This window comes from Rhodococcus sp. NPDC079359, assembly GCF_040702585.1.
Classification (GTDB): Bacteria; Actinomycetota; Actinomycetes; order Mycobacteriales; family Mycobacteriaceae; genus Rhodococcoides.
The window spans coordinates 757,916-780,763 of record NZ_JBFBLH010000001.1 but is presented as its reverse complement, the minus strand read 5'-3'; the positions used below and the strand labels follow the sequence as shown (position 1 = coordinate 780,763).

The 22,848-nt window shown below is 65.5% G+C and carries 17 protein-coding genes and 1 riboswitch; of the genes, 4 read left to right on the top strand and 13 right to left on the bottom strand.

From position 1 onward, the window contains the following. Positions 1–17 precede the first annotated feature (17 nt). The 3 genes from AB0362_RS03530 (at position 18) to gcvP (ending at position 4,593) form a co-directional block, all read left to right on the top strand. The gene (locus tag AB0362_RS03530; protein ID WP_149405724.1) at positions 18–491 is read left to right on the top strand and encodes a bifunctional nuclease family protein; all 474 of its coding nucleotides are present in this window, start codon (positions 18–20) and stop codon (positions 489–491) included. A 398-nt stretch (positions 492–889) separates the two neighbouring features. Continuing rightward, entirely contained in the window at positions 890–1,447 is a 558-nt protein-coding gene (locus AB0362_RS03525; protein ID WP_094642346.1) for a MerR family transcriptional regulator, read from the top strand. 12 nt (positions 1,448–1,459) lie between these two features. Next, positions 1,460–1,557, top strand: a riboswitch (glycine riboswitch). A 144-nt stretch (positions 1,558–1,701) separates the two neighbouring features. Next, a complete protein-coding gene (gcvP, locus tag AB0362_RS03520) occupies positions 1,702–4,593 on the top strand; it encodes an aminomethyl-transferring glycine dehydrogenase (RefSeq protein ID WP_366234803.1) in 2,892 nt (963 codons plus the stop codon). 61 nt (positions 4,594–4,654) lie between these two features. Here the strand turns inward: gcvP and AB0362_RS03515 are convergent, their stop codons facing one another. The 9 genes from AB0362_RS03515 to AB0362_RS03475 all read right to left on the bottom strand — a co-directional run bounded on the left by AB0362_RS03515 (position 4,655) and on the right by AB0362_RS03475 (position 17,183). Then, on the bottom strand, positions 4,655–5,794 hold the full coding sequence (locus AB0362_RS03515; RefSeq protein ID WP_269594064.1) for a metallophosphoesterase: 1,140 nt from the start codon (positions 5,792–5,794) through the stop codon (positions 4,655–4,657). Positions 5,795–5,797: 3 nt separating this feature from the next. Beyond that, complete coding sequence (locus AB0362_RS03510) at positions 5,798–7,456, bottom strand: substrate-binding and VWA domain-containing protein (RefSeq protein ID WP_317785038.1); 1,659 nt, start codon at positions 7,454–7,456, stop codon at positions 5,798–5,800. A 67-nt stretch (positions 7,457–7,523) separates the two neighbouring features. Continuing rightward, positions 7,524–9,698, bottom strand: coding sequence for a malate synthase G (locus AB0362_RS03505; protein ID WP_149405727.1), 2,175 nt, complete (start codon positions 9,696–9,698; stop codon positions 7,524–7,526). Between the two features lie 65 nt (positions 9,699–9,763). Beyond that, positions 9,764–10,678, bottom strand: coding sequence for a 3-methyladenine DNA glycosylase (locus tag AB0362_RS03500; protein ID WP_366234802.1), 915 nt, complete (start codon positions 10,676–10,678; stop codon positions 9,764–9,766). Continuing rightward, entirely contained in the window at positions 10,679–11,815 is a 1,137-nt protein-coding gene (locus AB0362_RS03495) for a hemolysin family protein (RefSeq protein WP_149405728.1), read from the bottom strand. After that, positions 11,808–13,187, bottom strand: a complete 1,380-nt coding sequence (locus AB0362_RS03490) for a hemolysin family protein (protein WP_317785040.1) — start codon at positions 13,185–13,187, stop codon at positions 11,808–11,810. Before AB0362_RS03490 ends, AB0362_RS03495 begins: the two co-directional genes overlap by 8 nt. 347 nt (positions 13,188–13,534) lie before the next feature. Continuing rightward, positions 13,535–14,971, bottom strand: a complete 1,437-nt coding sequence (locus AB0362_RS03485) for a GuaB1 family IMP dehydrogenase-related protein (RefSeq protein WP_317785041.1) — start codon at positions 14,969–14,971, stop codon at positions 13,535–13,537. Between the two features lie 11 nt (positions 14,972–14,982). Further along, positions 14,983–15,882 (bottom strand): DMT family transporter, encoded by a 900-nt coding sequence (locus AB0362_RS03480; protein WP_094671513.1) that lies wholly within the window; start codon positions 15,880–15,882, stop codon positions 14,983–14,985. Next, positions 15,879–17,183 carry a DEAD/DEAH box helicase gene (locus AB0362_RS03475; RefSeq protein WP_366234801.1) on the bottom strand — a complete coding sequence of 435 codons (1,305 nt, stop codon included), beginning with the start codon at positions 17,181–17,183 and terminating at the stop codon, positions 15,879–15,881. Before AB0362_RS03475 ends, AB0362_RS03480 begins: the two co-directional genes overlap by 4 nt. 145 nt (positions 17,184–17,328) lie before the next feature. Between AB0362_RS03475 and AB0362_RS03470 the strand changes: the two genes are divergently transcribed. Then, on the top strand, positions 17,329–17,799 hold the full coding sequence (locus AB0362_RS03470) for a DUF4262 domain-containing protein (RefSeq protein ID WP_149405731.1): 471 nt from the start codon (positions 17,329–17,331) through the stop codon (positions 17,797–17,799). 70 nt (positions 17,800–17,869) lie between these two features. On the opposite strand, the gene gndA is transcribed toward AB0362_RS03470, so the two are convergent. The 4 genes from gndA to AB0362_RS03450 all read right to left on the bottom strand — a co-directional run bounded on the left by gndA (position 17,870) and on the right by AB0362_RS03450 (position 22,846). After that, entirely contained in the window at positions 17,870–19,321 is a 1,452-nt protein-coding gene (gndA, locus tag AB0362_RS03465; protein ID WP_094615060.1) for an NADP-dependent phosphogluconate dehydrogenase, read from the bottom strand. A gap of 165 nt (positions 19,322–19,486) precedes the next feature. Continuing rightward, a complete protein-coding gene (locus tag AB0362_RS03460; protein WP_317810525.1) occupies positions 19,487–21,136 on the bottom strand; it encodes a DEAD/DEAH box helicase in 1,650 nt (549 codons plus the stop codon). Positions 21,137–21,449: 313 nt separating this feature from the next. Beyond that, complete coding sequence (locus AB0362_RS03455; RefSeq protein ID WP_094641731.1) at positions 21,450–22,406, bottom strand: M56 family metallopeptidase; 957 nt, start codon at positions 22,404–22,406, stop codon at positions 21,450–21,452. 23 nt (positions 22,407–22,429) lie between these two features. Further along, the gene (locus AB0362_RS03450; RefSeq protein ID WP_094641733.1) at positions 22,430–22,846 is read right to left on the bottom strand and encodes a BlaI/MecI/CopY family transcriptional regulator; all 417 of its coding nucleotides are present in this window, start codon (positions 22,844–22,846) and stop codon (positions 22,430–22,432) included. Positions 22,847–22,848 lie beyond the last annotated feature (2 nt).

Genomic DNA, 22,848 nt, shown 5'->3' with positions numbered 1-22,848 from the left:
GGTGAGAGGCAGTCACGATGAGTGAGATGCGTGTGGTCGGTATTCGTGTCGAACAGCCGCAGAACCAGCCCGTGTTGCTGCTGCGTGAGGCTGACGGCGACCGGTACCTCCCGATCTGGATCGGCCAAACCGAGGCTGCCGCAATTGCTTTGGAGCAGCAGGGTGTGCAGCCGGCCCGTCCGCTCACCCACGATCTCGTCAAGAATCTGATCTCGGCGCTCGGGCACCAGCTCAAGGAGGTGCGCATCGTCGACCTGCAGGAGGGCACCTTCTACGCCGATCTGGTGTTCGACAAGGACATCAGGGTCTCCGCTCGGCCGTCGGACTCCGTTGCCATCGCGCTTCGGGCCGGGGTGCCGATCTTCGCCGAGGAGCCCGTGCTCGCCGAAGCCGGATTGATCATGCCCGACGAGCGCGAGGACGAGGTCGAGAAGTTCAAGGAGTTCCTCGACTCGGTTTCTCCGGACGACTTCAAAGCCACCGACGGGTAACAGAAGAGTCTCAACCTCAACTTTAGGTTCAGGTTTACGGCGCGTTGCGTTGAATCTGCACGAACGTCCCCATAACGTTCGTGCCAGTGAAGTTCATCGCCGTCGCTGGACCGATCCGGGTTCGGTTCACGCCTCTTCGATACCTGCCGAGGCGTACTCTGGCCTGGTACACGGTATGACTTCACGCGAGTACACCGAGGCATTTCCAGTGTCCCGGACGGATCGCAGTACTGACTCGATCCGAACGCAGTGAGACATCCGAGAGGGAGCAGTCAGTGGGAGATCAGCCGCAGCAGCATCACGGCCGTCGAGAGTCCGAAGCCGCAGGCCGGACCGAGGACACGCCGGTCGGTGCCGATGCTCGGGTCGACACCCCCGATCAGGCGTCGAGCGCCCGAATCGAATCGCCCCAGGACATTCAACCGGGATTGTTCCCCGACGACTCCGTGCCCGACGAACTCGTGGGCTACCGCGTGCCGAGTGCGTGCCAGATCGCCGGCATCACCTACCGTCAGCTCGATTACTGGGCCCGCACCGGGCTCGTCGTCCCGTCCATCCGCGGCGCAGCGGGATCGGGAAGCCAGCGGCTGTACTCGTTCAAGGACATGCTCGTCCTCAAGATCGTCAAGCGGCTGCTCGATACCGGTATCTCACTGCAGAACATCCGCGTCGCCGTCGATCACCTACGCCAGCGCGGGGTGGGAGACCTCGCCAACATCACGCTGTTCTCCGACGGCACCACCGTCTACGAGTGCACGTCGGCAGAAGAAGTGGTCGATCTGCTCCAAGGTGGGCAGGGTGTGTTCGGCATTGCCGTGAACGGTGCGATGCGCGAGCTCACCGGCACCATCGCCGACTTCCCGGCCGAACGAGCCGACGGCGGTGAAAGCCAGCCGAGCCCCGAGGACGAGTTGGCGTCGCGCCGCAAGAATCGCGCGAGCCGCAAGACCGGCTAGACTTTCTTTCGTCGCGCCCGCGCGGGAGAGTTCCGAGGCATCCAGTCTCGGACGCCGAAGGAGCAATACCTCCCCGTCAATCTCTCAGGCACACGGACCGTGTGGGCTTCGACAACTCTGGAAAGTGGTGGGAGCACCCACCCGCCCAAGGGGAAAGGTGCCGGCGCGCTTCACTGGCGCGCCGTGTCCGACCGAATCTCTCAGGCGCACGCGTCAGCGGGCACACGACAGAGGGGGAGGAGCGGCCGGAGCGCATGCCTCGGCCGTCCGACGCCTCGTCTTGGGAGCACATCGTGACCGACCGAACCGGCTCGCCCGCACACACTTTCGTCGACCGTCACATCGGCCCCGACGCCGCCGAGTTGGTCCGCATCCTCGACACCATCGGCGTCGACAGTCTCGACGAGCTGGCCCGCAAGGCCGTTCCTTCGTCGATCCTCGATACCGTGGTCGACGGCGTTCCCGACGGGTTGGCGACGCTACCGCCCGCGCTGAGCGAGCACGAGGTGCTCTCAGCACTGGCCGACCTCGCCGGGCAGAACACCGTGGCGACGTCGATGATCGGCCTGGGCTACTACGACACTCTCACACCGCCGGTGCTGACCCGAGGCATTCTGGAGAACCCGGCCTGGTACACCGCGTACACGCCGTATCAGCCGGAGATCAGCCAGGGGCGACTCGAAGCGTTGCTCAACTTCCAGACCATGGTTGCCGACCTCACCGGCATGGACGTGGCCAATGCGTCGATGCTCGACGAGTCGACGGCGGCCGCCGAATCCATGACCTTGATGCGGCGCGCGAACAGGGCGTCGAAGTCGCCTCGGCTACTGGTCGATTCCGATATCTTCCCGCAAACCGAGGCCGTGTTGGCCACTCGCGCCGAGCCGCTGGGCATCGAATTGGTCTACGCCGATCTGACCGACGGCCTGCCCGACGGAGAATTCTTCGGTGTGCTCGCGCAGCTGCCCGGAGCATCGGGCCGTCTTGTCGATCACACGGCGATCATCGAGGCCGCGCACGACCGCGGGGCTCTGGTTGCAGTGGGAGTGGACCTGCTGGCTGCCACCGTGGTGACCCCGCCCGGTGAGATCGGCGCAGACGTCTGCTTCGGAACCACCCAGCGGTTCGGTGTTCCGATGGGATACGGCGGACCGCACGCCGGCTACCTCGCAGTGCGGTCGGGTCATTCCCGTCAGCTGCCCGGTCGATTGGTCGGGGTCTCGCTCGATGCCGACGGCCACCGCGCCTACCGGCTGGCGCTGCAGACCCGTGAGCAGCACATCCGCCGTGAGAAGGCGACCTCCAACATCTGCACCGCTCAGGTCCTGCTGGCCATCGTCGCTGCGATGTATGCCAGCTACCACGGCGCGGACGGATTGCGTGCCATAGCAACTCGGGTGAATGCGCATGCTCGAACCGTGGCGGCAGGTCTGCGGGAGGCAGGTGTCGAGGTGGTGCACACGGACTTCTTCGACACCGTCCTGGCGTCCGTCCCGGGTATGGGTCAGGCCGTCGTCGACGCTGCCAAGCAGCGCGGGATCAATCTGCGGCTCGTCGACGCCGACCACGTGGCCGTCGCGTGCGACGAGGCGACGACGCCCGAGCACATCGCGAACGTGCTCGCCGCGTTCGGTGCAGAAACCGCAGGTTCCGGGGCCGAGTCGTTGCCGGCGAACATGACTCGAACCTCGGAGTACCTCACGCACCCGGCATTCACCAGGTACCGCACCGAGACGGCCATGCTGCGGTACCTGCGCGCGTTGTCCGACAAGGACATTGCGCTCGATCGCAGCATGATTCCGCTGGGTTCGTGCACGATGAAGCTGAACGCCACCGCGGAGATGGAGTCCATCACCTGGCCGCAGTTCGCCCGTCAGCACCCCTTCGCTCCGTCCTCGGACGTGCCCGGTCTGCTGAAGGTGATCGCCGACCTGGAACGGTGGCTTGTCGACATCACCGGCTACGACGCGGTCAGCCTGCAGCCCAATGCGGGAAGCCAGGGCGAGTACGCGGGGCTGCTCGCCATTCGCCGCTACCACCTCGGCAACGGCGATGCCGAACGCACCGTCTGCTTGATCCCGTCGAGCGCCCACGGCACCAACGCGGCCTCGGCCGTGATGGTCGGGATGCGCGTGGTGGTGGTGGCCTGCCGTCCCAACGGTGACGTCGACGTCGACGACCTGCGCGCCAAGATCGCCGAGCACGCCGACACCCTCGCGGCGATCATGATTACCTACCCCTCCACCCACGGCGTCTACGAGCACGAGATCTCCGAGATCTGTGCTGCGGTCCACGACGCGGGCGGTCAGGTGTACGTCGACGGTGCCAACCTCAACGCTCTCGTCGGTCTGGCGCGCCCGGGCCGATTCGGCGGCGATGTCAGCCACCTGAACCTGCACAAGACGTTCTGCATCCCGCACGGCGGCGGCGGGCCCGGTGTCGGACCCATCGGTGTGCGGTCGCACCTGCAGCCGTACCTGCCGGGTCACCCATTGGCCCCGCAGCTCGGTTCGGGACCGACGGTGTCCGGTGCCCCCTACGGCAGCGCCTCGATCCTGACGATCACGTGGGCCTACATCGCGATGATGGGTGCGACGGGGCTCCGGCAGGCGACGTTGACGGCGATCGCGTCGGCCAACTACATCGCCCGTCGCCTCGACGAGTACTTCCCGGTTCTGTACACCGGCGACAACGGCATGGTTGCCCACGAGTGCATTCTCGATCTTCGGGGCCTGACCAAGGACACCGGAGTCACCGTCGACGACGTCGCGAAGAGGTTGGCGGACTACGGCTTCCACGCGCCCACGATGAGCTTCCCGGTGCCGGGAACTCTGATGGTCGAGCCGACCGAGAGCGAGAACCTCGAGGAGATCGACGCGTTCTGCGATGCGATGATCGCCATCAGGGGAGAGATCGATCGCGTCGGATCGGGCGAATGGACGGTCGACGACAACCCACTTCGAGGTGCACCGCACACCGCTCGGAGTCTGGTCGGCGAATGGGATCACCCGTACTCACGGGAACTCGCTGCCTACCCGTCGGGCTACGACCGTCCGAAGGTGTGGCCGGCGGTGCGTCGCATCGACGGTGCCCACGGAGACCGCAATCTGGTGTGTTCGTGCCCACCGATCGAGGCGTTCGCCTGAGCCGAGAACAGAGCCCGCCACGACGACGTGGCGGGCTCTGGCGTGGTGGAGTCGGAGGCTTCTAGCCCCGGGTGAGTTCGAGCATCGCGATCTCGGGCGGAGCGGCCACCCGCACCGGTGGACCCCACGCGCCGGCACCGCGGGTGGTGTAGAGCGTGGTGTTGCCGATCGTGTCCAGCCCTTGGACACTGGGCTGCTGCAGCGGCACCAGATAACGGATCGGCCAGATCTGACCCCCATGCGTGTGACCGGACACCTGCATGTCCACTCCGAAGTCCGATGCCTCCACCGCCTGCAACGGCTGATGTGCCATCAGTAGTACGAAGCGATCAGGATCGATCCCGTCCAATGCCGCGGCCAGATCGGGTTCGTACGGAGCCGGTGCGGTGGCGTCGTTGATGCCGGCGATGTCGATGGCAGCGTCGCCACGAGTGATCGTCGTACGCTCGTTGCGCAGCACGTCGATGCCGAGCGTCGACCAGAAGTCGAGCCATTCGCCGCCGTCGCCCGCGTAGAACTCGTGATTGCCGCTGACGGCGAACACACCCAGCGGCGCTTCGAGATCGCGTAGCGGCTCGAGATCTTCTCCCACCAGAGCAACCGTCCCATCGATGAGATCACCGTCGAGGAGCACGACATCGGGATTCTGGGCGTTGATCGAATCGACGACCTTCTGCACGAAATCCGCGCCGCGGGAGGGGCCGACATGGAGATCCGACACCAACGCCACTCGGACGCCGTCGAATTCGGCCGGTAGCCTGTCGAGCACGACGTCGGTGTTCGTCGCACGCGGAGTCGCCGCCTCGACGAGTCCGTATCCCACTGCAACCACGCTGACGAGTGCCACCGCCGCCGAGCCGATCCGCGACACCCGCAGTCGAACAGCGGACGAATCGCGTTCACGAGCCGCGAACACCACTCTCACGACGGTGCAGACCACGGCCACCAGAATCGTTCCCAGGAACAGGTACAGCACCACGGCGAGCCAACTGAGGCCGACGAAGGCGGGTCCTCGTGCCCAGGACGGATCGAACTCCACGCCGCTGCCGAAACCGATCACCGCACCCAGCCACAGCAGTGCCAGTGCAGCATCGACAGCTCGTTTGGGACGTGTCGGCATCCTGGTCACGGAGAGAAACCGCCAGTGCAGGAACAGGGTGATGAGGAGTAGAAAAACGCCGACAAAAATTACACGAGACATGTTCTAGTACAGCAACTTTCCGAGTAGATCGATGAATTCCGGTGAATCGGACGTCGGTACGGTCGTGGCAGTGCCGCCGGTACGGGCCGCGATGTCGGTGAACGCAGTCGCGTCGGGGTTGTCGCCGATCATCACCACGTTCACGGCGACCGGACGCGCGGCATCGGACGCCGAGTTCAGGTCGGTGAGCAGTTCTTCGGGGGACAGGGGTGAATCGTCCGGTCCATCGGTGACGAGGACCACCGAATTCACCCGGCCCGGAACGTATCCGGCCACAGCATCGGCGTACGCGACCAGTACGGATGCGAACGTGAACGACGCGCCCGCAGGCGTCGCCGCGGCCGCGCTGGAATCCAGAGCAGCCCGCCTGGACGTCGGCCCGATCGCGGCCGACATCGGCCCGGTCGGAACATCGACCCGGAAGGGGAGTGCATTGTCCAGATCCTCGCCGAAGCTCCACAGCCCCAGCTCGGTGGCGTCGGGCACTCGCTGGAACTGCTCGCTGAGAGCTCGAACCGTGTTCTGCAGCCGAGTCGCGCTGCCTTCGGACGTACCCATCGACTCGGATACGTCGAGCAGCACCGTGGCGCGGCGCGGCAGGACCGGGCTTCGCAGCACGGCCAGCAGTGCGTCGGCCACCGATCCGGAGGGCGCAGCGAGGGCATCGGCGTCCTGGGTCTCGCCGACGCCGAAGCCCGCATCCGTGAGCAATTGCGCACCGTCCGGCTGCCGGACGAAATCGACGAACGCGGCGGCCGCCCGAGTCGATGTCTCGTCGCCGGAGAGTACGGCCGCGGGATGATCGGCAACGGGAGTGGGGCCCTGAGGTTCGACGGCGGTCAACGTCGACGAATCGGTCGATGCCAGTTGCTGCTCGGTGACCGGGACCGCGTGGACGGGGGCATCGGAGCCGGGCGCGTTCTCCAGCGCCGCGAGCGCGTCGTAGGTGGTGGATTCGGACGTCGCGGAGGCTCCGGTGTCGGTAACGGCCAGCTCCGACACGGCCGAGACCACTTCTCTGGACGAGGCCTGTTCCAGGGTCAATTCGCTGGTCGGATCTTCGCGTATCCCGGCAGCGATTGCGGCGAGCGCCAGTGTGGTTGCGCCGGAATCGGATCCGGTCGGTAGTGCGAGACGGAGTGCGCCCCACTCGCCGAGGCCGAATGCCTGCGGATCACGTTGCAGGCGGACCAGGTCGGCCCAACTTGCCGTGGCCAGAGCGTCGTCCACGGCAGACGGCACTGCGAGCACTACCGGACTCGACGCCAGTGGCCGCGGGGTGCCGTCGACTGCTCCGCGGTCGGTCACGGCCTCCACGTCACCCGACGATTGGGGTATCCACAGGCCCGGCCGAGCACCGAGTGCGCCGACGTCCCAGTTGTCGATACCGGCGTTCAATGCCGTCCGCACAGCATCGGAGGCGGTAGCTCGAACCTGCACCGTCACACAGTGATCTCGCACCACCGGTGCGGTGTCGTTGAACCGGGAAGCCAGTTGTTCGACAGGTCCGGAGATGTCGGGATCGGCGGCGACAGTGAGCACCGCCGATCCCTCCACACATGTGTCGGCAGCTTCGACCCCTTGGTCGAAGATGCGATCCCGCAGTTGAAACCATCCGAAGACGGCCGCGACCAGCACCGCGATCGTGATCACGACGATCACGGGTCCGGCGGCTATCGAACGCCCGCGCCCTGTGTTCCGATGTTCACCCACGTGATCGACAAGTCCGTCAGGCGTTGACGGCCTTGTACTCCCGTCGGCGACGATGCAGGATCGGCTCGGTGTAGCCGTTGGGCTGGCTGGTGCCCTGGAAGATCAGGTCACTGGCAGCCTGGAAAGCGATGTTGGTGTCGAAGTCGGGAGCCAACGGCTTGTACGTCGGATCGGCTTCGTTCTGGCGGTCCACCACCGGTGCCATCCGCTTCAGCGACTCGCGCACCTGGTCTTCGGTGACGATGCCGTGGCGCAGCCAGTTCGCGATGAACTGACTCGAAATACGAAGCGTCGCACGGTCTTCCATGAGTGCGATGTCGTTGATGTCGGGCACCTTCGAGCAGCCGACGCCGTGGTCGATCCACCGCACCACGTAGCCCAGGATCGACTGCGAGTTGTTGTCGAGCTCGTTCTGCTTCTCCTCGTCGGTCCAGTCCGTGGACGGCGCGAGAGGAATTTCGAGAATGTCGTCGACGGTGGCGCGCTTGGCCTGTGCGATCTCGTGCTGGCGGGCGAAGACATCGACCTTGTGATAGTGCAGGGCGTGCAAGGTCGCTGCGGTAGGCGAGGGAACCCACGCGGTGTTGGCTCCGGCCTTGGGGTGGCCGATCTTCTGCTCGAGCATGTCGTGCATCAGATCGGGCATGGCCCACATGCCCTTACCGATCTGCGCCTTGCCTTCGAGGCCTGCAGCCAGACCCGTGTCGACGTTGAAGTCCTCGTAGGCCGCGATCCACTTCTCACCCTTCATCGCACCCTTGCGCACGACGGGACCCGCCTCCATCGAGGTGTGGATCTCGTCGCCGGTGCGGTCGAGGAAGCCGGTGTTGATGAACACGACCCGCTCGGATGCGGCCTGGATGCACGCCTTGAGGTTGACCGTCGTGCGGCGTTCCTCGTCCATGATGCCGACCTTGAGTGTGTTGGTCGGAAGGCCCAGGACCTGCTCGACACGGCCGAACAGCTCCGCGGTGAACGCGACCTCGTCCGGTCCGTGCATCTTGGGCTTGACGATGTACAGCGAACCGGTGCGTGAGTTGGACAGCACGTTGTCCGAAGTCAGCGAGTGCATACCCGCGAGCGAGGTGAACAGCGCGTCGAGGATGCCCTCGGGCACCTCGTTGCCGTCGGCATCGAGGATCGCATCCGAGGTCATCAGGTGACCGACGTTGCGGACGAACAGCAGCGAGCGACCGTGCAGTGTCAGTTCGGAACCGTCGACCGAGGTGTAGGTGCGGTCCTTGTTCATCGCACGAGTGAAGCTCTTGCCGCCCTTGGAGACTTCCTCGGTCAGGTCGCCCTTCATCAGACCGAGCCAGTTGCGGTAGCCGAGGACCTTGTCGTCCGCATCGACTGCAGCGACGGAGTCCTCGAAGTCCATGATGGTGGTGACAGCCGACTCGAGCAGAACGTCCTTGACTCCCGCGCCGTCGGTCTTGCCGATCGGGCTCTCGGGGTCGATCTGGATCTCGAAGTGCAAGCCGTTGTGGACGAACAGGATCGCCGACGGCGCATCCGGGGTGCCCTGGTAACCGAGCAGCTGTGACGGATCCTTCAGCCCGACGGTGCTTCCGTCGGCGAGAGTCACCGTCAGAGACGCTGCGTCGACGACGTATCCGGTGGTACCGACGTGCGAACCGGAGCTCAGGGGCAACGCTTCGTCGAGGAAGTCCCGCGCGAAGGCGATGACCTTGTCGCCGCGGACCCTGTTGTAGCTGGTGCCCTTCTCGGCACCGTCGGTCTCGGGAATGGCATCGGTTCCGTAGAGAGCGTCGTACAGCGAGCCCCACCGTGCGTTGGACGCGTTGATCGCGAACCGGGCATTGAGCACCGGCACCACGAGCTGAGGCCCGGCCGTGGTGGTGATCTCGGTGTCGACACCGGAGGTGCTGATCTGGAAGTCGGCCGGCTCGTCGAGCAGGTAGCCGATCTCCTTCAGGAATGCCTTGTACGCGGCGCGGTCGTAGTTCGGCCCCGCGTGCTCACCGTGCCAGGCGTCGACCTTGCCCTGGATCTCGTCGCGGACAGCGAGCAACGACTTGTTCTTGGGAGCGAGATCGGCGATCAGCGACGCGGCACCGGTCCAGAAGGCATCCGAATCCACGTCGGTACCCGGCAGCGCCTCCTTCTCGACGAAATCGAATAGGACCTTGGCGACCTGAAGTCCACCAGCCTGCACACGATCGGTCATGAATTCCTCACTCTTTCCGGTCATGGACACCGGTGACCGGTGTCCCCACGACAACGCTGTCGATGTTACTCGGCGGTAGGTCCGACGCCGAACTCGCCGCCGATCAGTAAATTCTGGCATCGAGCGATCAACGCCGAGCGCAGAGGTGCCGCTTTGCTCGACAACTCTCCCTGCGCGCGCACATATTCCGCTCGTCCGGCCGCGGTCTCTATTCGAATGGGTTCGAGATCGTAGTCGCTCAGGTCGTACGGGCTCGCGCGCATGTCGATCGTTCGCGCGTGCAGAGCCAGCTCGAAGCAGTCGGTGAGAAACTCGGAATCGATCAGCGGTCCGAGCTTGTAGCACCACTTGTACAGATCCATCGAGGCGTGAATGCACCCGGGTTGCTCGGATGTCAGACGCGACTCCGCTGACAGCGTAAGAGCATTGCGCGGCGCAGCATCGGGAGTGAAGAAGCGGAAGGCGTCGTAGTGCGTGCACCGCAACGTCATCGAATCGACCACGGCATCGGTTCCGTCGTGTCCCAGACGCAGTGGCACCTGCTCGTGACGCTGCGCCGACGTTCCCCCGCGGTAGACCATCGCCCACTCGTGCAGTCCGAAACATCCGAGCACCGGCGGCCTGTCTCGGGTGGCGGAGAGCAGGCCGAGGGTGAATTCGATGCTCGATCGTCGACGCTCGACCAGATCCGACCGCACCCGAAAACCCGGGCCGTCGGCGGTGTCCACCTGCTCGTAGGACGCGAACTCCGCGTAGTCACGCGCACGATCGCCGGTGAGTACGACGCCGTGACCTGGATTCCATCGGCGTAGCTGACCCGGGCGGTGACTGTAGTAGGTGAACAGAAAATCGAGCACCGGATGGACGCCGCCGTGGCCCCGGTCGGTCAGATAATCACCGACGAGGTTCTCCACCCGCGCCGTATGCGCAGCACGACGAGCGGTCCACTGCCCTTCGCTCACCAACGTCGAATTGGGCATTCACGCGTTCCGTGGGGGAGTAGTCGCAGGCTTGAAGTTGGACGACGATTGACCCGGACGGGGACCGGCCACCCGGTGTGTGCCGTCCCGAACCGTACCGACGAACTCCTCGACCAGGTCCTCGAGCGCGACGATACCGACCGTGGCACCGGTCGCGTCGTGCACGGCACCGAGGTGGCTGCTGGCCCGACGCAACTTGGTCAACGCGTCGTCGAGCACCGTGTCGATGGAGACCACCGGCAGTGCTCGCACATCACTGCGGGGAATGACCGTGTCCGGTCCTGCCGACTCGTCGGCCATGTCGTCGAGTACGTCCTTGAGGTGCAGGTAGCCCACAAGTGCACCCGAGGCGTCGCGAACCGGATAGCGCGAGAATCCCGTTTCGATGACGGCTCGTTCGACCGAGCCCAGGGTGGGTCCGAGGGTGTGATCGGGACCGGACAACTCGATACTGCGAACCTGGTGCGAGGGAATCAGAACCTCACCCACCGTTCGGCCGGACGTTTCCAGGGCCTGCCGCAGTCGTCGATGCTCCTCGGCGTCGATCAGTCCCTCGGATCGTGATTCGCCGATCATCTGCGACAACTCGACCGCCGATACCGAGGAACTCAGCTCGTCCTTCGGCTCGATCCGCAGCAGTCGAAGGGTGAGGTTGGCGCACATGTTGTAGAACGAGATCAGCGGCAGTGCCACCTTGATGAACAGCAGATGGATGGGCACCAGAACCATGGCGGTGCTCTCCGGGCCTGCGATCGCGATGTTCTTGGGCACCATCTCACCGATGAGAATGTGCAGAACGACCACAAGCGTCAATGCGATGGCGAAGGCGATCGGGTGCAGGAAGGACTCGGGAATGCCGACTGCCTCGAGCGGAACCTCGATCAGGTGTGCCACTGCAGGCTCTGCCACACGACCGAGAAGGATAGAGCAGATCGTGATGCCGAGCTGTGCAGCGGCGAGCATCTGCGACAGGTTCTGACCGGCCTCGATCACGCTCTGAGCGCGCTTCTTGCCCTGTGCGAGCAGCGCTTCGAGGCGATCCCGCCGGGCCGAGATCAGTGCGAACTCGGCACCGACGAAGAATGCGTTGCCGGCGAGCAACAGAACGGCGAGACCGACTCCGAGGAAATCACCCATCGATCTCACCCTCCGATCTCATCCGAGCCACCGCCGCCGCGTCGACGGGCAGAAGCACCACCCGGTCGATGCGGCGGCCGTCCATACGAATCACCCGTGCCACCCAACCGCCGTCTCGTTCGAGCGGATCCTCGTTGGCCGGGGGAGGCAACATGACTGCGTCCCCCTCGGTCGGAATGCGACCCAACTCGGTCAGTACCAGACCGCCGATGGTTTCGTACTCGCCCTCCGGCGCGGAATACCCCGTGGCCGACGCGACCTCGTCGATACGCAGCAGGCCTGCGCAATCCCATCCGTCGCCCGACCTGGAGACGTCGAGCTCCGGCTCGTCGTGTTCGTCGCGCACGTCACCGACGATCTCCTCGATCAGATCCTCCATCGTGACCATGCCCGCGGTGCCGCCGTACTCGTCGACGACGAGCGCGACCTGCATACCGTCGGCGCGTACCCGTTCCATCACCGCGTCGCCGTCGAGGCTGGACGGTACGACAGGAACGTCGCGTGCCAGGGACTCGACCGTCGTCGAGCGACGGTGCGCTCCGGCGACGGTGAACGCATGCTTGATGTGAACGACGCCGATGGTGTCGTCCAGATCGCCGTCGACCACCGGAAAGCGCGAGAAGCCGGTCCGCGCAGCCGTTTCGATCAGATCGGCCACGGTCGCGTCGGTGGCGAGCGTTTCGATCTTGACTCGCGGCGTCATCAGTTCCTCGGCCGTACGATCGCCGAACTGCAACGACCGATCCACCAGCCGGGCAGTGTTCTCGTCGATCGATCCCTGCCGTGCCGACGTGCGAACCAGTGAACCCAGCTCCTGCGGCGACCGCGCGGATCTCAGTTCCTCGGCCGGCTCGATCCCGAGCCGGCGTACCAGCCAGTTCGCCGAGCCGTTGAGCCCGTTGATGGCCCATTTGAAGACCAGCGAGAACCCGGCCATCGCGCCGGCGGTGACCCGAGCGGTCGACATCGGTTTCGCGATGGCGATGTTCTTCGGAACCAGCTCGCCGAAGATCATCGAGAACGAGGTGGCCAGGATCAGCGCCACCGCGAGCGAGATGCCTGCGGAGAGGGTCTCGGATGCGCCCAGCGCGTCGGCCACGGGTCGGATGAAGCCGGCCAGTACCGGTTCGGCGAGGTAACCGGTGATCAGAGTCGTGATGGTGATGCCGAGTTGGGCACCGGACAGCTGAAAGGACAGTGTCTTGTGGGCGTGCAGCACCTGGCGTGAGCGCAGGTCGCCGTTGTCGGCCTGTGACTCGACGGCACTGCGTTCGAGAGCAGTGAGCGAGAACTCGGCCGCGACGAACAGTGCGGTGCCGGCCGTCAGAGCGACGAAACCGAGCAGGCTCACGATGGTGAGAAGAAGTGCCACGCGTCAGCTCCGCCTGAGCCGGGACCGTCGAAGCTGGGACAGGAGCATCGCGCCGCCGGAGTGCACGTGGTTGCCGAAATCTGTGTCGCCGGGTTTCTCTCCCGGCTCGATAGAGGATCCCTCCGAAGTGGAACTCTCGTCGTGTTGTTCCGCAGTTGCCGCGACGGCAACCGAGATAGTGGGTGCCTCGGGCACCTGATTCCCTTCTGTTCGGTTCGCGATGTGGTCCCACTCCGTGAGGAGCCGACCGTTCCGCCACCTGTCGAGAATCGAATGCTCGAATGTCCGACGAGTGGCGAGCGCGAACAACTGTGTTTGCTGTGGGTGAGTCTAACCGTGCCCGACCGTCACCACCCGGAGGGCAGGGGCCGTCCTTCGGCGAATCCGGCTGCGGACTGGACCCCCAGAACTGCTCGTTCGGCCAACTCCGGCAGCGAACGGGCACCCGCATACGTGCAGGTACTGCGAACTCCGGCACAGATGTGATCGATCAGGTCCTCGACACCGGGGCGATCGGGATCGAGGCGCATCCGCGAACTGGAAATGCCCTCCTCGAACAAGGCCTTGCGAGCCCGGTCGAACGCCCCATCGGTGGCGGTACGGGCGGCAACGGCTCGCTTCGACGCCATACCGAAGCTCTCCTTGTACCGATTGCCGGATGCGTCCACCCGCAGGTCGCCGGGCGACTCGTAGGTGCCGGCGAACCACGAGCCGATCATGACGTTGGCGGCGCCGGCAGCCAGTGCGAGTGCCACGTCACGAGGATGGCGTACACCGCCGTCGGCCCACACCGAAGCCCCGAGTTCGGCTGCCGCAGCGGAGCAATCGGCGACAGCCGAGAACTGGGGGCGTCCGACGCCGGTCATCATGCGTGTCGTGCACATCGCTCCCGGCCCGACACCGACCTTGACGATGTCCGCGCCCGCCTCCACCAGATCGCGCGTCCCCTGCGCGGACACCACATTGCCGGCCGCCAGGGGAACGCCGAGATCGAGGGAGCGCACGGCAGCGAGGGCTTCGAGCATCTTCTGCTGATGCCCGTGAGCGGTGTCCATCACGAGCACATCGGCCCCGGCCTCGACCAGTGCAGTCGCCTTCTCGGCCACGTTGCCGTTGATGCCGACCGCGGCAGCGATACGGAGGCGACCCGACGCGTCGACTGCAGGCGCGTAGATGCCGGTTCTGATCGCGCCGGTCCTGGTGACCACACCTGCCAGGGAGCCGTCGTTCTCGACGACGACGGCGAGGTGGGCGTGTGCCGCCTCCATCAGCTCGAAAACTTCCTTGGGTGACGCATGGCGAGGGGCTCGCACGAAATCGGCCGACGCCACGGAGCTGAGCCGCGCGAATCGGTCGACGTCGGCGCAGGCACCCTCGGACACGACTCCGATCGGCTTGCCGTGTTCGACGATCACGACCGACCCGTGTGCACGCTTGTGCATCAGCGCCAAGGCGTCGGACACGGATGCATTGGGGCCGAGGACGACCGGTGTGTCCGCGATCAGGTCACGACTCTTGACGAATGCGACGGTCTCGGCGACGGCCTCGGTGGGGAGATCCTGTGGGATCACGGCGATCGCTCCGCGACGCGCGACGGTTTCGGCCATTCGCCGTCCCGACACCGCGGTCATGTTCGACACGACGATCGGAATCGTGGTGCCCGAACCGTCGACCGTACTCAGGTCGACATCGAACCGCGACGTGACGTCGGTCCGGTTGGGGACGAGAAAGACATCGTCGTAGGTGAGATCGTAGGGCGGTCGGTGACCATCGAGGAACTGCACGTTGATCGAGACTACCGGTCGGGCGCGATCGGCGGGGTCGACGCCCCGTCCACCGTCTCCCTTTCGATGCGAGTCGACGCCTGGGTCTGCGACAGTCGAATCGTCGCGGCGATCATGACGGACACCGCTACGGCGATGACGGCGAGGGAAGCCCCGTCGGTTCTGATTCGCTCGTCCAGGACCGTGATGCCGATGAACGCAGCGCCGAGGGGCTCGCCGATCGTGACGGCAGGCATGGACGCGGACAGCGGACCGACTTGAAACGCGCGTTGTTGGAGGTAGAAGCCGAGAACTCCCGATCCGACGAGGGCGTAGGTCTGCCAGGCCGTCAACGCGCCGAACCTCTCGTTCTCCACGAGGTCGGTGACCAACTTCGTCAGAGCCGCGGCCAGACCGAACAGCAACCCTCCTGCGGCTCCGAGCAACAGGGCCCGCACACCGGGGGCGGTCAGGAGCAGACCTCCCACTGCTGCGCCGCCGATCACGACCGCGGCGACGATCAGAGGAACGATCCAGTCGGACAGAGGGGCGTCGGTGTCACCTTCGCTGGGGTCGCCGACCACGATGAACACCGCGAGGGCGGCGGCAAGCAGGAATGCGAGCACCCACGTCGAAGCAGGGAGAACCCGGCCCGCCAATTTCGCCGACATCGGGAGTGCGAACAGCAGGGCGGTGACGAGCAACGGCTGCACGACCAGGACCGAACCGACCCACAGTGCAGCGATCTGAACGGCGTAGCCGCCCCCGTCGCCGAGTACGCCCACCCACCATCTGGGGCTTCGGATCAGAGCCGAGAGCAGTGACGTTCCCTCGGGGACCGACGCCGCGGCGCTCTGCTGTGCCACCGACGCACAGGCGAACAGGAATGCCGAAACCAGGGCGAGCGCGATCGACAACCACGACGCGGTCACCCGCGTCGTCCTCTGTTGCCGCCCCGCCTGCCCCCGGCCCGCCCGCCTCGCTCGTGTCGGACGGGCGCAGCACCGCGCCGCGAGCCACGTTGTGCCGGTGGTTCGACCGCTTCGGCCGGGAGCGGCCTGCCGATGGGTGTACGCGCCCCGGTCAATCGACGCCACGAGGTGGGATCGCTCTCGGTGTCGACCACCGTTGCCGAGACACCGGCATCGCCCGCCATCGCGCACACGTGATCCACCTGTTCGGCCGTAGCCAACGTCACGACGGTTCCGCTGGAGCCGGCGCGGGCAGTGCGACCTGCGCGATGCACGTAGTCCTTGGAATCCAGTGGTGGGTCCACGTGGACCACGAGGCTGACGTCGTCGACGTGAACCCCACGTGCCGCGACATCGGTCGCGATCAGCGCGGTCGATGCGCCGTCGCCGAAAGCGGCCAGCGAACGTGTGCGGTGCGCCTGAGTCTTGTTGCCGTGCAACGACGATACCGGTACGCCCAGCCGGCGACAGTCGTCGGTGAGCCGGTCGACCGCGTGAGTGGTGCGGACGAACAGCAACGTGCGCCCGTCCCTGTTGGCAAGTGCGGCAGCTACTTCTGTCTTGCGGCCGGCATCGACCCTGAACACGTAATGCGCGATGTCCGGTTCGCTCACCGACTCCGCGGTGGAATGTTCGGCCGGATCGCTGAGGAACTTCTCGACCAGGCGGTCGACGTCTCCGTCCAGGGTCGCCGAGAACAGCAGCCGCTGGCCGCCGGTCGGTGTCGCAGCGAGAAGCGAATCGACCTGGGGCAGAAATCCCATGTCCACCATGCGATCTGCCTCGTCTATCACGGTGACCTCCACTCGATTCAACGTGATCGAACGACGCTCGAGGAGATCGTTGAGGCGACCGGGGGTGGCTACCACGATGTCGATTCCGCGCTGGATCTCTCTGACATTGCGCTCGAGCGGAACGCCGCCGACCACGCCGACGCTGCGCAGGCCGAACGTCGCACCGTGGACGTCGAGCACTTCCTGGATCTGGAGCGCGAGTTCGCGAGTGGGAGCCAGCACGAGTCCACGCGGTGCACCGGGCTCGCTGCGTCGGCCGGCAAGCCGCACGAGCAGCGGAAGCCCGAACGCGAGAGTCTTGCCGGATCCGGTCGGAGCACGGCCCAGCACATCGCGACCCGCGAGCGCATCTGGCAGGGCGGCGGACTGGATCGGAAACGGCTCGGAGACACCCGCTTTCCTGAGCGAGTGCACGAGAACCACGGGCAGTCCCAGTTCTGCGAACGATCGAACGGATTGACCCGGCATGGCTGTGACCATACCGCTGCGTCGGCCGTGCGTCGGAATCTTCTTGTCGGTGCCCCGCGCAATACTCGGGGCAGAACGCATGTTCGATCGGCGTTCGACACCGTGATTGCCGAGGGGGCGATCGCACGCAGAGTGTGGGGGAGCTATGTGCAAGATGTGTCAGGGCCACAGCGTCGACGAGTACATCGAGGGCGTGATACGCACCATCGACAGGTGTGGCTGGGCCCTGCAGTACGTCGAATCGGAAGTCGATCCCGACGGTATCCATCCGGCGTTCTGCTACACGGTCGGTCTCACGAATTTCGGCAGCCCGGAGATCGTCCTGACGGGGCGCGGGCCGCACGAGTCCTCGAGAATTCTCAATTCGCTCGGCGCATCGGTGGTCTCGGGAATGCTGGAGCTCGAGTCCGGAATCGGTTGCACTGCAGCCGGATTCGATCTGTTCACCATCGACGTACCGGACTGTGCGGATATTCTGTACACCGCATCCGACGTGTACGGCCAAGGGTGCTTCAGTGCGGTGCAGGCGGTGTGGAAGGACCTGGAAGGTGCACTGCCGTGGGAGGGCATCCCGTCGACGGTGGTCCAACCGATACTCGGGCCGGTGCCCGTCTGACCTTGTTCTCGGTACGTACCACCGGTGGCGCTGCGTGAAGCACGCAGCGCCACCGGCGGGCGGTCGTCGGTCAGGCTTCGATCTCGGAACGATCGCCGCTCCACAGAGTGTGGAACTTTCCTTCCGAGTCGGTTCGCTCGTAGGTGTGCGCCCCGAAGAAATCTCGCTGTCCCTGTGTCAGAGCGGCAGGTAGACGCTCTGCACGCAACGCGTCGTAGTAGGAGAGCGAGGACGCGAACGCGGGGACCGGAATACCCAACGAGGCCGCTGTGATGACGACCCGACGCCAGCTGTCGATGGCGTTCTCGATGGCATCACGGAAGTACGGGGCCAGGATCAAGCTCGGCAGTTCGGCGTTGTCGTCGTACGCGTCCTTGATGCGGTCGAGGAACCGCGCGCGAATGATGCAGCCACCGCGCCAGATCGTGGCGAGGTCACCGGGATGCAGATTCCAGTCGTATTCGGCACTGCCCGCGGCGATCTGGTCGAAGCCCTGTGCGTAGGCGACGATCTTCGACGCGTACAGAGCCCGACTGATGTCGTGTGTGAACTGCTCCGCGTCGGTCGGCTTGTCGGCCAGTGTTCCCGAAGCGAGTCCGACGGCTGCCTTGCGCTGAGCGCGTGACCCCGACAGAGCCCGAGCGAACACCGCCTCGGCGATACCGGTGACAGGAACCCCGAGGTCCAGGGCCGCCTTGACCGTCCAGCGACCAGTGCCCTTCTGTTCGGCAGCATCGACGATCACGTCGACGAGAGGCTGACCGGTCTTGGCGTCGACCTGTCGAAGAACCTCGGCGGTGATCTCGACGAGGTAGCTCTCCAGATCACCGTTGTTCCATTCGGTGAACACGTCCGCTACCTGAGCAGGCGTGTAGCCGAGAGCGTCGCGGAACAGGTTGTACGCCTCACCGATGAGCTGCATATCGGCGTATTCGATGCCGTTGTGGACCATCTTGACGAAGTGTCCGGAGCCGTCGGGTCCGATGTGGGTGCAGCACGGCGTGCCGTCGACCTGAGCTGCGATCGATTCCAGTAGCGGACCAAGGGCCTTGTAGGACTCGGCCGGACCACCCGGCATGATCGACGGTCCGTTGAGCGCGCCTTCTTCGCCGCCGGAGATGCCGGCACCGACGAAGAGCAGTCCGCGCTCCTTCATGGCCGCCTCGCGACGAATGGTGTCGGTGTAGAGGGCATTACCACCGTCGATGATGATGTCGCCCTCCTCCATCGCGCCTGCAAGCTCCTCGATCACAGCGTCGGTCGGGTCGCCTGCCTTGACCATGATGAGCACTCGGCGCGGCTTCGCGAGAGCGGCGACGAACTCCTCGATGGTTTCGGTGCGAACGAAGTTGCCCTCGGTGCCGTGCTCGGCGATCAGGGCATCGGTCTTGGCGACACTGCGGTTGTGCAATGCGACGGTGTGGCCGTGATGGGCGAAGTTGCGGGCGATGTTGGAGCCCATGACGGCGAGTCCGGTGACTCCGATCTGAGCCAGTTCTGTCGGTTCTGCTGCTGAGGTCATACAGACAGCTTTCCCTGCCGAGCGGCGTCGCGCGAGCCAACCCCCCAGGAGAACTCAAACCTGGCCGTAGACAACGACAAAAGGTGCCGCATTCGCGAAGAATGCGACACCTCATGTCGTCGAAATATGCTCCGGTCGAGTTACGACCGCACGGTTACGAACCGATCAGTGGCTGCGAGCCGGACCGTCGAAACCGTCGTACGAACGGCGTTCCGTGCGGCTGCGGAAGCCTCCGGAGCGGTGCTCGTCCTGGCGGGGGCCGGACGCGGGACGACGGTTGTCGGAGCCACGGTTGTCGGATCCACGACCCTCGTAGCCGCGGCCCTCGGAGCGACGCGGGCGGTCGCCCTGGTAGCCCTCGCTGCTGCGGGGGTTCGAGCCCTGGTATCCGCCGCTGCTGCGCGGGTTGGACCCCTGGTAGCCCTCGCTGCTGCGCGGGTTCGAGCCCTGGTATCCGCCGCCACTGCGGGGGTTGGAGCCCTGGTATCCGCCGCCACTGCGGGGGTTGGAGCCCTGGTATCCGCCGCCGCTACGGGGGTTGGAGCCCTGGTAGCCGGGACGGCTGTTCCGGTCACGAGGAGCGGACTCGGCGCGCAGGGGCTCACCGGTCGGCTTCTTCGCCCCGGTGATGCTGTTCAGCTCGGCCGAACCGGGCGAGACGTTGACGGCAGTGGCCTTGACGCCGGCCATACCGGTCAGACGCAGAACCTGACGACGCTGGTTGGGGAGCACGATCGCGACGACGGTGCCCTTCTCGCCTGCGCGTGCCGTGCGTCCTGCGCGGTGCAGGTAGTCCTTGTGGTCTGCGGGCGGATCGACGTGGACGACCAGGTCGATACCGTCGACGTGGATTCCGCGAGCAGCAACGTCGGTAGCGACGAGGACGGGGGTGCGGCCGTTCTTGAAGCGCTCGAGAACGCGGGTGCGCTGGTTCTGAGCCTTGCCGCCGTGCAGCGACTCCGCGGCGATACCGAGCGCACGGAGGCGATCGGTGATCCCGTCGCAGCCCAGCTTGGTACGCGCGAACATGATGGTGCGACCGCCTTCGCGAGCACCGATCTCGGAGAGAACGAGATCCTTCTGACCCCGGTCGACCATGAGGACGTAGTGATCCATGGTCCGGACACTGGCTTTGCCGTCCTGGGTGGAGTGCTCGACGTGATCGGGCAGGAACTGGCGTACCAGTGACTGAACCTCACGGTCGAGGGTGGCAGAGAACAGCATGCGCTGTCCGTCTGCCGGGGTGTCGGCGAGGACTGCACGCACCTCGGGCAGGAAGCCCATGTCGGCCATCTGATCGGCCTCGTCGAGCGCGGTGATCTCGATGGAGTCCAGGATGCAGGTGCCCTGGCGGAGGTGATCGGCGAGGCGGCCGGGAGTGGCGACGAGGACGTCGACTCCGCGTCGGAGCTGCTCGACCTGCTTGTTGAACGGGGTACCGCCGACGGCTGGCATGACTCGCAGGCCCTGAGCGTTGGCGTAGGGAGCGAGGGATTCGACGACCTGGAAGGCGAGCTCTCGGGTGGGGACCAGCACGAGCGAACGCGGGCGCTTGGCGGCCGGGCGATCGGTGTGCAGCGACAGGCGCTGCAGGATCGGCAGGCCGAAGGCCAGGGTCTTACCCGAGCCGGTCTGCGCACGACCGAGGACGTTCTTACCGGCGATCGCGTCGGGAAGCGCCTTCTCCTGGATGGGGGAGGGCACGGTGATCGAGTTGCGCGCCAATGCGGCGACGACAGCCTCGGGCAGTCCGAGATCGGCGAAGGTGAAGGCCGGTGCCGCTACGGGCGTCGGGACTGCCGTGGTGTCGGAAATGGTGGAAACGGGTGTGTTGGAAACAGCGTGGGTCACGCAGTAAAGCCTCTCCGGATTACGGGCACGCCAATAAGCCCGAAGCTGAGAGCACCCGAAGAACCGGGAAACACGAAAAACAGCCAGAACACATTGATACGAGCCAGGGCACTGTCACCTGGCCATCAGAATGCAGATGAGAACTGCATAAAGTGGGGCTGTTTGTGCCATTTCGATTGCTAGGTCGCGATGGCGACCGGTCTCTACTGTACGGGACGTACCGCCAATTGTTCGACTCGAGTCGATGTGACCTGTGCGACCCCGATCGCGTGCGAGCTCACCCGATGAGCTTGCTCAGCTCCTCCAGCCACGGCATGGCAACGTAGATCGTCGGAAGAACCAGGATCACCACGGCCGCCGCGTAGGCCGCCGCGGCGATGCGCACATCGCTGCCCGGGCCGCTCAAGCGCTGCACACGGATGAGGGTGTGCGGCCCTCCGGCGGCCATCGCGCCACGCGGTGCTGTAGACCCGGCGCACGTGACCAGTGCCCTGGCCAACGGAGTGGGTCCGGTGACCTTGACCGCCGAGTCGTCTGCGAGCAGCTCGACCAGCAGCTGCACGCTGCCGAGCGCCGACTTGCTACGGACGATCCGCGGGAAGGCTTCGTTGACGGCGGTGAACGCTTCGAGAACCAGATCGTGGCGGGCGCGTAGATGTGACCGCTCGTGGCTGAGGATCGCAGTGACCTCGGCCTCGGACAGGCTGGCCAACGTGCCCCGACTCAGGACCACCCGCTGACGCAGACCGGGTAGGCAGTACGCGATCGGTTCGGCCGCGTCGAGTACCCGGATGTCTGCGTCGCGAAGGCCGCGAAAAGGGTTCTCTCCCAAGTCGGTTCGATCCAGCAGATCAACGAGCACGCGATGCCTGGAACGTCGGCGACGGGTTCTGACCGCTACCCGAACGACGGAGAACATGAGCTTGGCACCGATGCCGAGCGTGATGGCGAGGACGACGACGTAGAGAGTCCACAGGGGCAGACCGAGCGCGTCGATCTCGTCGGTCGGTGCCGTCGTGGGACGACCGTCAGGTCCGGGGACGAGCAGCAGTCCGCCGATCGCGAGGCCGGAGCTGAAAGCCGAGAGCACCGCAGCGAGAGCAATTGCCTGCCAGAGAACCAAAGCGGCGCGCGGTGACCGGTACGGCCAGCTCGCGCGAGCGAGCACTGCCGGAACCGGCCCAGCCAGGATCAGCGCGAGTACTGCGAATACCAGCGCAGTCGTCGAGTTCATGTCCTCACCTACTGCCGCGAGCGTCAGTCCGTCGGACGGCGATCTCCAGCCGAAGGGGACTTCGATGTCGATTGTGCCACTTCCAACGCGGCAAGCGCCTCACGGAGGGCGTCGGCTTCGTCGGCCCCCACCTGACCGACGAAGTGCACGAGTGCCGCTGCGCGTCCACCCGACGCCGGTGCCTGCGACAGCGCGTCGACCATAAGGCTTGCGACCAGCTCGTCGCGACCGTGCAACGGTGCGTAGCGGTGCGCTCTGTCGTCGCGTTGCTGGACGACCAACTTCTTCTTGGCCAGCCGCTGCAGCACCGTCATCACCGTCGTGTACGCGAGTTCGCGATGCGTCGCAAGTGCCTCGTGGACCTGTCGAACGGTCTGGGGATCGGACGACTCCCACAGATGGTCCATCACTGCGCGCTCTAGTTCACCAAGACCAGCCATTC

Coding starts and splice junctions, on each gene's coding strand:
- AB0362_RS03530 (WP_149405724.1), top strand. CDS start 18: ATGAGTGAGATGCGTGTGGTCGGTATTCGTGTCGAACAGCCGCAGAAC.
- gcvP (WP_366234803.1), top strand. CDS start 1,702: ATGCCTCGGCCGTCCGACGCCTCGTCTTGGGAGCACATCGTGACCGAC.
- AB0362_RS03515 (WP_269594064.1), bottom strand. CDS start 5,794: ATGTCTCGTGTAATTTTTGTCGGCGTTTTTCTACTCCTCATCACCCTG.
- AB0362_RS03505 (WP_149405727.1), bottom strand. CDS start 9,698: ATGACCGATCGTGTGCAGGCTGGTGGACTTCAGGTCGCCAAGGTCCTA.
- AB0362_RS03500 (WP_366234802.1), bottom strand. CDS start 10,678: ATGCCCAATTCGACGTTGGTGAGCGAAGGGCAGTGGACCGCTCGTCGT.
- AB0362_RS03495 (WP_149405728.1), bottom strand. CDS start 11,815: ATGGGTGATTTCCTCGGAGTCGGTCTCGCCGTTCTGTTGCTCGCCGGC.
- AB0362_RS03475 (WP_366234801.1), bottom strand. CDS start 17,183: ATGCCGGGTCAATCCGTTCGATCGTTCGCAGAACTGGGACTGCCCGTG.
- AB0362_RS03470 (WP_149405731.1), top strand. CDS start 17,329: ATGTGCAAGATGTGTCAGGGCCACAGCGTCGACGAGTACATCGAGGGC.
- gndA (WP_094615060.1), bottom strand. CDS start 19,321: ATGACCTCAGCAGCAGAACCGACAGAACTGGCTCAGATCGGAGTCACC.
- AB0362_RS03455 (WP_094641731.1), bottom strand. CDS start 22,406: ATGAACTCGACGACTGCGCTGGTATTCGCAGTACTCGCGCTGATCCTG.
- AB0362_RS03450 (WP_094641733.1), bottom strand. CDS start 22,846: ATGGCTGGTCTTGGTGAACTAGAGCGCGCAGTGATGGACCATCTGTGG.